The organism is Klenkia marina, from assembly GCF_900101025.1.
Lineage (GTDB): Bacteria > Actinomycetota > Actinomycetes > Mycobacteriales > Geodermatophilaceae > Klenkia > Klenkia marina.
Window position 1 is genome coordinate 998781 of record NZ_FMUH01000001.1, and the last position, 13726, is coordinate 1012506.

The window sequence follows — 13726 nt, forward strand, 5'->3', positions numbered from 1 at the left end:
GCTCGTGGGGCTGTGCTGCTTCGGGGCTGTGGTGCTGTGGAGCAGGTGGTGCAGGCCGTACAGGTGGAGCCGGCCGGGCCCGACAGCATGCGCTGCCGGACCCGGCCGGGTTCAGGGGTGGGTCAGTCGGCCTGGCCCGACTCGACCTCGGCGGCGGTGTAGTAGCCCGAGTCCACGAGGACCGACTGGATGTCGTCCTTGTAGACCGTCTCCACCGGGAGGAGGTAGGAGGGGACGACCTTGTTGCCGTTGTCGTAGGTCTCGGTGTCGTTCGCCTCGGGCTCGTCACCCTCGAGGAACGCCTTGGCGGCGGTGACGGCCTGCTCGGCCAGGTTGCGGGTGTCCTTGAAGATCGTGGAGCTCTGGACACCCTGGTTGATCAGCGCGACCGAGGCGATCTCGGCGTCCTGACCGGTCACGACCGGCAGCGGCTTGGGGGTCGAGGCCAGGTCGGGGCCGTAGCCGGCGTTCTGCAGGGCGGTGATGATGCCGCGCGAGATGCCGTCGTAGGGCGACAGGACACCGTTGAGCACGGTGCCGTTGTTGTACGACCCGGTCAGCAGGGTCTCCATGCGCGACTGGGCGGTCTCCTGCTGCCAGCGCAGCGTGGCGGCCTGCTCGATGTCGGTCTGGCCCGAGGGGACGACGAGCGTGCCGTCATCGATCAGGGGCTGGAGCACGTCCATCGCGCCGTTGAAGAAGAAGAACGCGTTGTTGTCGTCGAGCGAACCGGCGAACAGCTCGATGTTGAACGGGCCGGTGGCCGTGCCCTCGCCGCCGTCGGCGGTCTTGAGGCCCAGGCCCACGAGCAGGGCGTTGGCCTGCGCCTGGCCGACCGCGAAGTTGTCGAACGTGACGTAGAAGTCGATGTTGTCCGTGTCGCGGATCAGGCGGTCGTAGGAGATGACCGGGATGTTCGAGTCGGCCGCGGCCTGCAGCTGGCTCGAGAGGGCCGTGCCGTCGATCGCGGCGACGATGAGCAGGTCGGCACCCTCGGTGACCATCTGGTCGATCTGCTGCTGCTGGGTGGGGATGTCGTCGTTGGCGTACTGGAGGTCGACCTGGTAGCCGGCGTCCTCGAGCTGCGACTTGACGTTGTTGCCGTCGGCGATCCACCGCTCGGAGGTCTGGGTGGGCATGGCCACGCCGATGGTGAGGTCCGCGGGGTCGGCGTTGGCGGTGTCGTTGCCGCCGCCGCTGCCGGCGCCGCCGCCACCACAGGCGGTCAGACCGATCGCGGCCACCGCACCGATCGCGGCAAACCTGAGCTTCTTGCTCACTGGAACTCCTTCACGAGACGACTGCCCGCCGGACACATCTCGGCGCTCAGGCCCGCAGCTGTGCGAGCGCTCACATTGTGAACGCTAACAACCGGGGTGAGTCAAGCGGTTCCCGGCCCTGGGCGGTCACGTTCTCGTAACGAAGCCGACATCTCCTCATGCGTCTTGATCGACCCGGATCGGCCCGGACGAGCTCTGGTCTGCCGGCTGACCTGCACGCAGCATCCGGGCGCGGTGCAAACGGGCCGAACCGGGCCAACGCCCGACCCGGCCGCACCAGGGACCCCACCCGTCGGGGTCAGGCGGGCCCGCGCCGGGTGTCACCCGCACCGTTCCGTGCCGATGGACGAGGACCGGTCCACGCCGATCCCCGAGCGGTCGACCGAGCACCCAGACGAGGACCCGTGAACCCAGACCGTGCGCTCGACGCCGACCCGCCCGCCGGGCCGGTGCGGCTGCGACGCCGTCAGCGCTGGTTCGGCACCCGGGACCCGCGGTCGGCCGCCCGGCTGGCCGTCGCCGTGATGCTGCCGGCCGCCGGGGTCCAGGCCGCGTTCGCGCTGTTCGCCGACCAGTCGAGGGTCGCCGACGCGGGGTCCTGGCTGGCGGTCGGGCTGCTGCTGTGGGCCAGCGCCGCGCTGTGGCGCACCGATCCGCGCCGTCCGGACGCGCACGGCCTGCTGGCGCTCGTGCCGCTGGGCGGCGCGCTCGTGCTGCTCACGCTGAACTGGGTCACCCGGGACACCTCGGCCGCGGCCCAGGTCTTCGCCGTGCTGCCCACGCTGTGGGCGGCATCGCAGCTGCGCCCCGTGGGCGCCTGGTGCATCGCGGTGGTGACCGGTCTGGCGAACGGCGTCCTCGTGCTGCACCTCGAACCGCTGGAGCGGGCGCTGCCCGACGCCGCGTTCGTGGCCACCACCCTCGTGATGGCCACCGCGCTGCTCACCACCGCCGGCAACCGGCAGGACCGCCTCGTGCAGCGGCTGCACGAGTTGGCCACCGTGGACCCGCTGACCGGCCTGGTCACCCGGCACGTGCTCGACGCCGCGCTGGTCGGCGCGGTCGACGGCGGAACCGGCCGCGGCACCGCTCTCGTCCTGGTCGACGTCGACCTGTTCAAGACCATCAACGACCGGCACGGCCACCCGGTCGGCGACGACGCACTCCGCCACCTCGGCGAGGTGCTGCGCCGCACCGTGCGCGGCAGCGACGCGGTCGTCAGCCGGCTGGGCGGCGACGAGCTGGCCGTGCTGCTCCCCGGGTGCGCGCCCGACGTCGCCGCCCGCCGCGCCCAGGACCTGGTGGACGCCGTCCGCGCCCACCCGCTGGTGCTGCCCGACGGCGGCGCGCTGCCGTTGACGGTCAGCGTCGGCGTGGCCCAGGCGCCCGCGGACGCCGGCGACGTCCGCGGGCTCTACACCGCCGCCGACCGGGCCCTGTACCGCGCCAAGGAAGCCGGCCGCGACCGGGCGGTCGCCGCCGGCGCGGGCTGAGCGCCGCCGCGGCGGGGGCCCGGCCCGGCGGGGATCAGCGCAGCGTGACCTGGCGCGAGAGCAGCCCGGCGCGGGAGCGGCGGGCGGCGGCGTCCAGCGGCCCCGTCTCGGCCAGCGCCGCGGTCAGCCGCTCGTCGAGCTCACGGGCCGGGCCGGTCCAGTCGGCCGCCGGCACGTCGGCCGGGACGTCCCACACCGGGACGACGAGGCCGTGCGCCCGGAACGCCCCGGCGTACTTGGTGCCCTCGCCCAGGGTGAGCTGCTCGGTGCCGCCGAGGCGGGCCAGTGCGTCGAGCAGCTGCTCCTCGGGCTCGGGCCGCACCCAGCGCACGTGCGCGCGGTCGGCGGCCGGCCGGCACCAGTAGGCCGCACCCAATCCCTCGAGCAGGACGGTCGGGATGATCGCCTCGTTGGCCTGCTCCAGGCCGGCCATCGCCGCCGGGCCGGCGCCGGTGCCCTCGAGCCAGAAGCCGAAGTCGTCGTGCACCGTGACCTCGAGCTCGGCGGCGGGGTCCAGGAGGTCCTGCAGCCGCGGGCCGGCCGACCCCTCGGCACCGATCGGGCCCGGGTCGACGGGCGCGCCGGCGGGGGCGTCGAGCGCCGCGGCCAGCGCGGTGCCCAGGTCACGGCTGACGTCGTCGGAGGAGGTCTGCAGCTGCACCCCGACGAGCACCTCGCCCGAGGCCCGGACCAGCGCCGGGGCACCGCCGGGCAGGACGCTGGCCAGGGTCGCCGTCCGGCCGTCCTTCGTGGTCAGCGTCGCGGTCGCGGCGGGCACCAGCTCGCGCAGCGCGACCCAGTGGGTCTCGCCCGGCAGGCCCTCGAAGGGCCGGGTGACCACGGGGGCGTAGCCCGAGCCGTGGCAGTGCTTGTACTTGCGCCCCGAGCCGCAGGCGCACGGCGCCTTGGGGTTCTGCTCCCCCGCCGCGGTGGGGCTGGGGGCGGGACGGCGCTTGGTCTGCGTGCGGGCCATGCGTCCGAGACTATGCGGGCCGGCCGTGCGGGGGTGGGGTGCACAATCTCCCGGTGCTGGACCTGACCGACGCCTCGTTCGTCGAGAACCCCTACCCCGCCTTCGCCGCGGCCCGCGCCCAGGCGCCGGTGCAGTGGGACGAGGGCCTGGGCATGTGGCTGGCCTACGGGCACGCCGAGGCCAACGCGGTGCTGCGCACCCGGGCGCTGGGTCGCATCTGGAGCGACCGCATGCCGACCGAGCGGTTCGGGCAGTTCAACCTGATCCACCGCAACGCCATCCTGGAGATGGAGCCGCCGGACCACACCCGGCTGCGCCGGCTGATCAGCGCCGCCTTCGCCCGCGGCCACGTCGAGCGACTGCGCCCGTGGGTCGAGGAGCTCGCCGCGTCGCTGGTCGACGCGATGGTCGAGCGGTCGACCGCCGGCGAGCCGGTCGACCTGTTCACCGGCATGGCCGAGCAGCTGCCGGTCGAGGTCATCGCCGAGCTGCTGGGCGTGCCGCAGGCCGACCGCCCGCTGCTGCGGCCGTGGTCCAACGCGATCGTGAAGATGTACGAGTACGGCCGGACGACGGAGACCGAGGACGCCGCCGAGGTCGCCGCCGCGGAGTTCGTGGCCTACCTGCGCGACCTGGCCGCGCAGCGCCGCACCGCGCCCGGGGAGGACCTGCTCACCCACCTGGTGACCGCACGCGACGCGGACGGCGACCGGCTCACCGAGGACGAGCTGGTCACCACCTGCGTCCTGCTGCTCAACGCCGGCCACGAGGCCACCGTCAACGTGACCGGCAACGGCCTGCTGGCGCTGCTGCAGCACCCCGACCAGCTGGCCCGGCTGCGCGCGGACCCGTCGCTGCTGCCCACCGCGATCGAGGAGCTCATGCGCTTCGACTCGCCGCTGCAGCTGTTCGAGCGCACCGCCACCGCCGACGTCGAGCTGGGCGGGGTCGTCGTCGAGCAGGGGCAGAAGATCGCCGCGCTGCTGGGGTCGGGCAACCACGACCCGGCGGTGTTCGCCGACCCCGACACCCTCGACGTGGCCCGCGCCGAGAACCCGCACATCTCCTTCGGCGCCGGGGTGCACTTCTGCATCGGGGCGCCGCTGGCCCGGGTCGAGCTGCAGGCCTCGTTCGGGGCACTGCTGGCCCGCACGTCGGTGCTCGAGCTGGCCGGCGAGGCGCGCCGCCGTCCCGAGTTCGTCATCCGCGGCCTGGCCGAGCTGCCGCTGACGTTGCAGCGGTAGCTACCCACGGGTAGAAGGTGGCGGCGCTCACTGGTTTGATGCCGCCATGCGCGGCCTCATGCAGCAGACGCCCCTGACGATCGACTCGATCTTCCGCTACGTGGAGCGACACCACGGCGACAAGACGATCGTGACGAACTCCCCCACCGGCCCGGTGCGGACGACGTACGCCGAGTGGGCCGTGCGCACCCGCAAGCTGGGCGGGGTCCTGGACACCCTCGGCATCTCCGCCGACGGCCGGGTGGGCACCTTCGCGTGGAACTCGGCTCGGCACCTCGAGCTGTACTTCGCCGTCCCCAGCACCGGGCGGGTGCTGCACACGCTGAACATCCGGCTGTTCCCCGAGCAGCTGACCTACATCGCCAACCACGCCGAGGACGAGGCGGTCTTCGTCGACCGCACCGTGCTGCCGCTGCTGTGGCCGCTGATCGACACGATGACCACCGTGCGGCACGTCGTGGTGATGGACGACGGCGGCGACAACGAGATCCCCGACGACCCGCGGGTCTCGCTCTACGAGGACCTCATCGCCGCCGCCGAGCCGATCGACTTCCGGGTCGAGGACGAGAACACCGCGGCCAGCATGTGCTACACGTCGGGCACCACCGGCAACCCCAAGGGCGTGCTCTACAGCCACCGCTCGACCGTGCTGCACACCATGGCCGTGGTGCAGCCCAACGTCTTCGGCATGGCCGAGACCGACGTCGTCATGCCGGTCGTGCCGATGTTCCACGCCAACGCCTGGGGCCTGGCCCAGGCCGGCCCGGCGGTCGGCGCCGCGATGGTGTTCCCCGGCCCGATGATGCAGCCCAAGGCACTGGCCGACCTCATCGTCGACGAGGGCGTGACCTTCACCGCCGGCGTGCCCACCATCTGGCAGGGCGTGCTGCCCGAGCTGGAGGGCCGCGAGCACGTGCTGCGCGACATCGGCTGCGGCGGGTCCGCCGTCCCGAAGGCCCTGAGCGAGGCCTACCGCGAGCGGGTCGGCCTGCCGATCCTGCAGGCCTGGGGCATGACCGAGACCCACCCGGTGGCCACCTCGGCCCGGCTCCCCCGCCGCCTGTTCGACGGCTCGGACGACGACAAGGCCAGCTACCGGGCCCGCGCCGGCATCCCCTTCATGGGCGTCGAGGTGCGCATCGTCGAGGCCGGCACCACCGACGAGCTGCCCTGGGACGACGTCGCCACCGGCGAGCTGCAGGTGCGCGGCTCGACCACCGCGCTGGACTACTACAAGCCCGACGCGGGCGTGGAGCTCGCGACGTCCGACGGCTGGATGAAGACCGGCGACGTCGCCGCCATCGACCCCACGGGCTCGGTGCGCATCGCCGACCGCACCAAGGACCTCATCAAGTCCGGCGGCGAGTGGATCAGCTCCGTCGACCTGGAGAACGCGATCATGAGCCACCCCAAGGTCAAGGAGGCCGCCGTGATCGGCATCCCCGACCCCAAGTGGGACGAGCGCCCGCTGGCCTGCGTGGTCGTCGCCGACGGCCAGGAGCTCACCGCCGACGAGGTGATCGAGCACATCACCCCGATGGTGGCCAAGTGGTGGCTGCCCTCGGCCGTGGAGTTCATCGACGAGGTGCCCAAGACCAGCGTCGGCAAGTTCTCCAAGAAGGACCTGCGCACCCGGTTCGCCGACTACAGGGCCTGAGCCCGACCGGCGCCGTGAGCCGGATCACCGGCTCACGGCGCCCGCTCGCACGACCCACAGGTTCCCGTCACCATCCGTTCAGGTGGAGCTGCTCCACTGTGCTGCCCCTGAACGCAGACGGAAGGCCGTTGTGGACCACGAACGCGTCCTGGTGCTGATCCCCACCTACGACGAGCGGGAGAACCTGCCGCGCATCGTGGGTCGGGTGCGGGCCGCCGTCCCCGCTGCCGACGTGCTGGTGGTCGACGACGACAGCCCCGACGGCACCGGCCAGGTCGCCGACGACCTGGCCCGCACCGACGCGCAGGTGCAGGTGCTGCACCGCGCCGGCAAGGAGGGCCTGGGCGCCGCCTACCTGGCCGGGTTCGCCTGGGGCCTCGAGCGCGGCTACGACGTGCTGGTCGAGATGGACGCCGACGGCTCCCACCAGCCCGAGCAGCTCCCCCGCCTGCTGCACGCCCTCGACGGCGCCGACGTGGTGCTGGGCTCGCGGTGGGTCCCCGGCGGCGCGGTGCGCAACTGGCCCGCCCACCGGCAGCTGCTGTCCCGCGGGGGCAGCGCCTACACCCGCTGGGCCCTCGGCATCGGTCTGCGCGACGCGACCGGCGGCTACCGCGCGTACCGCCGCCACGTGCTGGAGGAGATCGACCTGCGCCGGGTCGCTTCGCACGGCTACTGCTTCCAGATCGACCTGGCCTGGCGCGCGCTGCGCGCGGGCTGCCACGTGGTCGAGGTGCCCATCACCTTCGTGGAGCGCTCGTGGGGGTCGTCGAAGATGACCGGCGCCGTCGTGGGCGAGTCGCTGGTGCGGGTGACCCGCTGGGCGGTCGAGGAGCGTGCAGCGCAGCTGCTGCGCGTGGCCCGGCGCCAGCCCGTGCGGGTGCAGCCGGGGTCCGCGCCGCGCAGCCGGGCGCGGCTGGTCGAGCTCGGCGGCACCGCCTGAGCGGGACCGCGGCCGGCCCGGACGCGTCGGGGTCCCCCGGCCGGGGCGCCGTGCCGGTCGACCGGGTCGGCGTCGTCGTCCTCGTCGGCTGCGTGGTCGGGCCGGCCCTGGTCGCGCTGGTCACCGCCCAGGCCGGCACCACCCAGCTCGTCCGGTTGGCCGACTGGTGGGGCGCGTGGCCCGTGCGCACCCCCGGCGACCTCCTCGGGTGGCGGATCACCGCCGTGCTGGCCACCGCCGGCTGGCTGGCCAGCTGGGCGGTGCTGGTCCGCCGGCTGCTGCGGGCCCGGGCGGCCGCCCGGGGACGCGACGTCGCCGTCGTCGGCGGGCTCGCGGCGTGGGCCGCCGTGCCGTTCCTCACCGGGGGTCCGACGGGCAGCCTGGACGCCGGCAGCTACGCGGCGATCGGCCGGCTGGCCTCGCTGGGCGCGGACCCGTACCGGGTCTTCCCCATCGCCCTGGACGACGCCTACGGCGCCGCGGTCGACCCGCTGTGGCGGCAGACCCCGACGCCCTACGGCCCGCTGCAGGTCGACCTGTTCCGCTGGGTGGTCGAGCTGGCCGGCCGCGACCAGCAGCTGGCGGTGCTCGGCATCCGGGCGGTGGCGGTGCTGGCCCTGGCCGCCGCGGTGGTGCTGGTGGCCGCGGCCGCCGACCCCCGCGACCGGGCGGTGGCCCTCGCGCTGACGGCGGCCAACCCGCTGGTCGTGGTGCACGTGGTGGGCGGCGCGCACGTCGACGTCCTCGTCGGCCTGGGCGCGGTCGCGGTCGTGCTGCTCGTGCGCCGGGGGGCCACCGCGGTCGCGGTCGCGGCCGCGGTGCTGCTCACCTTCGTCAAGGTGCCGGCGGCGCTGCTGGTCGGCTACGTGCTGCTGCACCTGCTGCGGTCCTCGGCGCCGGGCGCCCGGGCGGCCCTGGCGCGGGCGGTGGCCACCGCCGGGGCGACGACCGCGCTGGTGCTCGTGGTCATGCCCAACCCCCTGGGGTGGCTCGGGGCCATGGGGGTGCCCGGCGTCGTGCGCAACGGCACGGCCCCCAGCACCTGGCTGTCCTACCTGCTGTCGTGGACGGTGCCGGGCCTGGGCGTCGACGAGGCGCTCGACGTCGGGCGCTCGGTGGTCGGCGTCCTCGGGGCCGGCCTGGCCACCTGGCTGGTGTGGCGGGCCGCGGCCGGCACCCCGCGCCAGGCGATGGCCACGCTCGGGCTCGCCCTGTTCGCACTCGCCCTGAGCGGCCCGGCGCTCTACCCCTGGTACCTCACCTGGGGGCTGTTCGCGGTCGCGGCCGGCGGCGGGGTGCGGGCGCGCTGGTTCCTCGTCGCGGCGTGCACCTACCTGGGCCTGGCCGGCGCCGTGACCGAGGGGCTGGCCGTGCAGCTGGTCGCCGGTGCCTGCGCGCTGGCCCTCGTGGCCGGTGCGGCCCGGGTGGCCGGCGACCTGCCCGACCTGCTGCTGCGCCCGCCCTCGGTGCTGGTGCGCACGCGCTGACCCCGCCTCAGACGACGGTCGGCGCCCCGCCGGTCTCGCTGACCATCGGACGACCGGCCGCCTGCCAGTCGCCCATGCCGCCGCCGACGTTCACCGCGTCGTAGCCGTTGGCGTTCAGCCAGGCCGCGACCCGGGCCGAGCGCCCGCCCCCGCGGCAGGTCACGTAGAGCGGGTCGCCCTCGGGGAGGTCGTCGAGGCGGGCCGGCACCTCGCCCATCGGGATGTGCGTCGCACCCTCGATGTGGCCGGCCACCCACTCGGCGTTCTCCCGGACGTCGAGCACGACGGCGTCCTCGGGGACCTCGCTGGCGGGCACGGTCGGGACCTGCTGCGGCATCGTCACGCCACCCATCGTCGCGCACCCGGGAGGATGGGGCCCGTGCACCCCGAACCCGCCCGCACGCCTGCGTGGTCCCCGTCCCGCAACGCCATCGGGTTGTGGACCGTCGAGGGGGCGCTGGGCACGCTCGTGCTGGCCGCCGTCGTGGTCGGCGTCGCGGTGTTCGCGCCCGTGCCGGGGTGGCTGGTCGTGCTGCTGGCGGTGCTGGTCGTGGCCGAGGGCGTGGTCGCGGTCGGGGTGCGGCCCCGGCTGCGCCACCGGGTGCACCGCTGGGAGGTCACCGACGAGGCCGTCTGCACGCTCACCGGCTGGCTGTCGCGCACCTGGACCATCGTCCCGGTGTCGCGGATCCAGACCGTCGACGTCACCCGCGGGGTGGTGCAGCAGCTGTTCGGCCTGGCCAGCGTGGCGGTGCTGACCGCCTCGTCGCAGGGCACGGTGCGCATCCCGCACCTGGACGCAGAGGTCGCCGCCCGGGTGGCCGACGACCTGGCGCGGCGGGCCGAGCTGGTGCGCGACGAGGCGACCTGACGTGCGCACCTCCTGGCGCATCGTGCTGGTGCACACGATCACCTTCAAGCAGGCCCGGCAGTGGGTGCCGGTGGTGCTGGGCATCGGCGCCGTGCGCGGGTTCAGCGACGGGCCCTGGGCCGTGGCGGCCGTCGCCGCGGCGGTCACGGCGGTGTCGTTGGTCAGCGCCGTCCTGGGGTGGTGGCGGTTCTCCTACGCCCCCGGCGACGCCGCGGTCGTGGTGACCCGCGGGCTGCTGTCGCGGTCGGTGCGCACCGTGCCGCTGGACCGGGTGCGCGGCGTCGAGGTCGAGGCGCCGCTGCTGCACCGGGCGCTCGGGCTGGTGCGGGTGCGCATCGACGCGGCGGCCGGCGCGGTGTCCGGCGACGACGAGGAGCTGGTCGTCGACGGGCTGCCCCCGGCCGAGGCCGACCGGCTGCGCAGGCACCTGCTCGTGCGCCGGGCCGACGCCGTCCCCGACCCCGCCGCGCCCCCTCCCGAGGAGGAGTTCGCCCGCCTCGACGACCGCTGGCTGCTCTACGCCCCGCTGGTCGGCAGCTACCTGGCCGTGCCGCTGGCCGCGGTCGGCGCGCTGTTCCGGCTGGTCGACGAGCTCCCCCGGCGCTGGCGCCCCGACCTCGACCGCCCCGACCTCACCGACACCGCGGTCGTGGGCGTCGTCCTGCTGGCCGTGGCGGTGCTGCTGGTGGTCGGGTCGATCGTGGGCAGCGCGCTGGTCAACTGGAGGTTCCGGCTGGTGCGGCGCGGCGGGTCGCTGGTCGCCGTCCGGGGGTTGCTCACCCGGCGGCACACCGAGCTGGAGGTCGACCGCATCCGCGGGTGCACGGTCACCGAGGGCATGGGCATGCGCTGGGTGCGGGCCGCCCGGGCCACCGCGCTGGTGACCGGCCTGGGGGACGCCGCCCGGCGCGGTCAGCTGCTGCCGCTGGGGCCGCGGGCCGAGGCGTGGGCGGTCACCCGGCGACTGGTCGAGGACCCGGGCCCGCTGCGCGCCCACCCCCCGGCCGCGCGGCGCCGGCGGGTGCTGCGCGCCACGGCGCCCGGCGCCGTCGTCCTGGTGGTCGGGGTGGTGCTCACCACCATCCTCGGGCTGTGGTGGGTGCTGCTGGCCGGCGCCGTGCTGACGGCGCTCGGCGTGCCGCTGGGCCTGGGCCGCTACGCCGCGCTCGGCCACGTGGCCGGGGCGCGCACGTTCTCGGTGCGGTCGGGCTGGCTGGTGCGCGAGCAGGCCGTGCTGCAGCGCCGGGCCGTGGTCGGGTGGCAGGTGCGGCAGACGTTCTTCCAGCGTCGGCAGGGCCTGGCGACCGTGGTGGCCGCCGTCGGTGCGGGGGCGGGCGGGTACCAGGCCCTCGACGTGGCGGCCGCGGACGCCGTCCCGTTCGCGGTCGCCGCGTCGGGCCGGTGGGCGCAGACGCTCAGCGTCCCCGGCTGACCCCCTGCTGCAGCGGCATGGCCACCGCGGCCACCCCGATGCCGATCGAGACGCACCAGAACGGGTTGTCCACCACGCCCATCGCGAGCAGCACCAGCCCGACGACCAGGCCCAGCACCGCCCCGCCGAGCGCCCACCCGGTCAGCCGGCCGAGGAACGTCATCCACTCCATGCCCCCACCGTCTCGGAACCCGGGGCCGACCGCCACCGGGCCGACGCCTGGGAGGGTGGGGCGGTGGACGTCGCCGAGCTGCTCGCGCCCCTGCCCCCGCTCGCCGACGCCGGACCGCACGACCTCGCCGGCGGGACGGCGGACGGGTTGCGGTTCGCCGGGCTGGAGCTGACCGGGGACGCCGGTGCCGCCCAGCTGCTGGAGTGCCTGCTCGAGGACTGCGCACTCGACGGGCTGGGGCTCGCCCGGGCGCGGTTGTCGACGACGGGGCTGCTGCGCTGCCGGGCCACCGAGCTGCTCGTCCATGACGGCACCTGGCTGGACGCGGTGGTCGAGGGCGGCCGCTACGGGGCGTTCACCGCGCACGGGGCCAGCTGGACCCGGGTCACCCTGACCGGGGTGCGGGCCGACTACGTGAACCTGCGCGGCGCGACGCTGGTCGAGGTGCAGCTGGTGGACTGCGCGCTGGGCGAGCTCGACCTCGGCGGCGCCGACCTGCGCCGGGTCACGGTGACCGGCGGCGAGATCGGCACCCTGCACGCGAGCGGGGCCCGGTGCCGCAGCGTCGACCTCACCGGCGCCGGCCTGCCCGACCTCGACGGCGTCACCGGCCTGCGCGGGGCGACGATCAGCGCGGCCCAGCTGGCCGGCTGGGCGGGCGCGCTGGCCGCCGAGCTGGGCATCCGCGTCGCCCGCTGACCCCACGGCCCCTCGGCGTGGACCAGCTGGGTGCACGAGCGGCCGTCCTGGCTCACCGGCGTCGGTGAGCCGGGACGGAGTTCGATCAGCCGAGCTGATCCACGCCGGGGCCGACGGGCGTCAGGGCAGCAGGGTGGCGGCCAGGGCGCGGGCGGCGCCGGGGTGGTCCCGGGCGAGCAGGCCCACCGCGGCGAGCACGTAGTCGGCGTCCACCACGACCTCGGTGCCGGTGAGCACCCCGCCGGCACCGCCGCGGTCGCCGGCCAGCCGGGCCACCACGGCGTCGCGGTCGGCCGCCGCGGCGTGCCGGAACACCCCGCCGGACAGCACGACCAGTCCGACGCCGCGGGCCGACGACCCGCCCGGGCCGTAGGCCGCCTCGGCACGCAGGTGCCGGCGCAGCGCCACGGTGGCCGCGGCCTCGCCGAGGGCCAGGGCGCCGCCGGCGAGCGGGGGCAGGTTCTCGGCGGCCGCGGCCGCCCGCAGGTCGTCCACCGCGTGGTGCACCCCGAGGTCGCCCTCGACCGTGCGCCGGTGCGCCGGGACGCCGACCGCCTCGCGGCGCAGCGCGGTCTGCTCGGCGTCGAGGTCGGGCACGCAGTAGACGTCGGTGGTCGCCCCGCCCACGTCGAGCACCACCACCCCGGGGACGTCGGCGACGGCCCGCAGCCCGGCCAGCACCACCACGCCGTCGAGGACCGCGTCGGGGGTGACCGCCCGCACCCACTGCCGCAGCCGGGGGTCGGTGGACAGCTTCTCGCCGCCGATCACGTGCTCGAGGAACACCGCACGGATCGCGGCGCGGGCGGGCTCGGGGGCCAGCTCGCCGATGTCGGGCAGCACGTTGGCGCAGACGGTCACCGGCAGGCCGCCGTCCCGGAGCACGGCGGCCACCTCGTCGGCGACGTGGGCGTTGCCGGCGAGCACCACCGGGACGGACCGGTCCCACCCCGCCAGCGCGGCGGCGTTGTGCCGCAGGACGGCGGCGTCGCCCCCGTCGGTCCCGCCCACCAGCAGGACGACGTCGGGCCGGGCCGCTCCCAGGGCCTGCAGACCGGTGACGTCCAGCCGTCCGGCGGCCACGTGCACCACCCGGGCGCCGGCCGAGAGCGCGGCCCGGTGCCCGGCCTCGGCGCTGATCAGCTCCTCGTAGCCGACGACGGCCAGCCGCAGCCCACCACCGGCCGACGAGCAGGCCACCACCGGGGCGTCGACCGGGAACCCGGCGGTCGCCCCGAGCGCTCCGCGGACGACGTCGTCGAGCGTGGTGGGCGCCTGCGCGGTGGCCAGCAGCCGACCGTCGGCCAGGTCCACGAGAGCCGCCTTCGTGAACGTCGAGCCGATGTCCACGCAGGCGACGACGTCCACCCGCGCACGGTATCCGGCCGGCGAGCCGGCCAGGACGCAGCGAGGGAGCCCTTCCACCACGCCGGGCGGCGCACCGTGGTGGAAGGGCTCCCTCGCCCGGTCGGTCG

Annotated in this window: 13 protein-coding genes; 8 read left to right on the top strand and 5 right to left on the bottom strand. The window is 75.5% G+C overall.

Features of this window, described 5'->3' with window-relative positions; translation table 11 throughout:
* Window positions 1-122: 122 nt before the first annotated feature.
* A complete protein-coding gene (chvE, locus tag BLP29_RS04865; RefSeq protein ID WP_092800268.1) occupies window positions 123-1280 on the bottom strand; it encodes a multiple monosaccharide ABC transporter substrate-binding protein in 1158 nt (385 codons plus the stop codon).
* Between the two features lie 404 nt (window positions 1281-1684).
* Between chvE and BLP29_RS04870 the strand changes: the two genes are divergently transcribed.
* Window positions 1685-2773: a GGDEF domain-containing protein gene (locus tag BLP29_RS04870; RefSeq protein WP_165839281.1), complete on the top strand. Its 1089-nt coding sequence runs from the start codon at window positions 1685-1687 to the stop codon at window positions 2771-2773.
* Window positions 2774-2807: 34 nt separating this feature from the next.
* Here the strand turns inward: BLP29_RS04870 and BLP29_RS04875 are convergent, their stop codons facing one another.
* Entirely contained in the window at window positions 2808-3746 is a 939-nt protein-coding gene (locus tag BLP29_RS04875; protein WP_092800275.1) for a DUF5926 family protein, read from the bottom strand.
* A gap of 53 nt (window positions 3747-3799) precedes the next feature.
* Here BLP29_RS04875 and BLP29_RS04880 point away from each other — a divergent pair, with 53 nt between their 5' ends.
* From BLP29_RS04880 to mptB, 4 genes are all read left to right on the top strand, one after another.
* Window positions 3800-4990 (top strand): cytochrome P450, encoded by a 1191-nt coding sequence (locus BLP29_RS04880; RefSeq protein WP_092800278.1) that lies wholly within the window; start codon window positions 3800-3802, stop codon window positions 4988-4990.
* A 46-nt stretch (window positions 4991-5036) separates the two neighbouring features.
* A complete protein-coding gene (locus BLP29_RS04885; RefSeq protein WP_092800281.1) occupies window positions 5037-6647 on the top strand; it encodes a long-chain fatty acid--CoA ligase in 1611 nt (536 codons plus the stop codon).
* A gap of 130 nt (window positions 6648-6777) precedes the next feature.
* Complete coding sequence (locus tag BLP29_RS04890; protein ID WP_165839282.1) at window positions 6778-7590, top strand: polyprenol monophosphomannose synthase; 813 nt, start codon at window positions 6778-6780, stop codon at window positions 7588-7590.
* Between the two features lie 50 nt (window positions 7591-7640).
* On the top strand, window positions 7641-9077 hold the full coding sequence (mptB, locus tag BLP29_RS04895) for a polyprenol phosphomannose-dependent alpha 1,6 mannosyltransferase MptB (RefSeq protein WP_092800287.1): 1437 nt from the start codon (window positions 7641-7643) through the stop codon (window positions 9075-9077).
* A gap of 7 nt (window positions 9078-9084) precedes the next feature.
* On the opposite strand, the gene BLP29_RS04900 is transcribed toward mptB, so the two are convergent.
* Complete coding sequence (locus BLP29_RS04900) at window positions 9085-9414, bottom strand: rhodanese-like domain-containing protein (RefSeq protein WP_243469709.1); 330 nt, start codon at window positions 9412-9414, stop codon at window positions 9085-9087.
* A 33-nt stretch (window positions 9415-9447) separates the two neighbouring features.
* On the opposite strand from BLP29_RS04900, the gene BLP29_RS04905 reads away from it, so the two are divergent.
* On the top strand, window positions 9448-9948 hold the full coding sequence (locus BLP29_RS04905; protein ID WP_092800293.1) for a PH domain-containing protein: 501 nt from the start codon (window positions 9448-9450) through the stop codon (window positions 9946-9948).
* A 1-nt stretch (window position 9949) separates the two neighbouring features.
* Window positions 9950-11380 carry a PH domain-containing protein gene (locus tag BLP29_RS04910; RefSeq protein WP_092800296.1) on the top strand — a complete coding sequence of 477 codons (1431 nt, stop codon included), beginning with the start codon at window positions 9950-9952 and terminating at the stop codon, window positions 11378-11380.
* On the opposite strand, the gene BLP29_RS04915 is transcribed toward BLP29_RS04910, so the two are convergent.
* On the bottom strand, window positions 11364-11552 hold the full coding sequence (locus BLP29_RS04915; protein ID WP_133379033.1) for a hypothetical protein: 189 nt from the start codon (window positions 11550-11552) through the stop codon (window positions 11364-11366). The genes BLP29_RS04910 and BLP29_RS04915 overlap by 17 nt on opposite strands.
* Window positions 11553-11615: 63 nt before the next feature.
* Here BLP29_RS04915 and BLP29_RS04920 point away from each other — a divergent pair, with 63 nt between their 5' ends.
* The gene (locus BLP29_RS04920) at window positions 11616-12251 is read left to right on the top strand and encodes a pentapeptide repeat-containing protein (protein ID WP_092800302.1); all 636 of its coding nucleotides are present in this window, start codon (window positions 11616-11618) and stop codon (window positions 12249-12251) included.
* Between the two features lie 120 nt (window positions 12252-12371).
* Here BLP29_RS04920 and BLP29_RS04925 read toward each other — a convergent pair whose 3' ends face one another.
* Window positions 12372-13619: a glutamate mutase L gene (locus BLP29_RS04925; RefSeq protein ID WP_092800306.1), complete on the bottom strand. Its 1248-nt coding sequence runs from the start codon at window positions 13617-13619 to the stop codon at window positions 12372-12374.
* Window positions 13620-13726 lie beyond the last annotated feature (107 nt).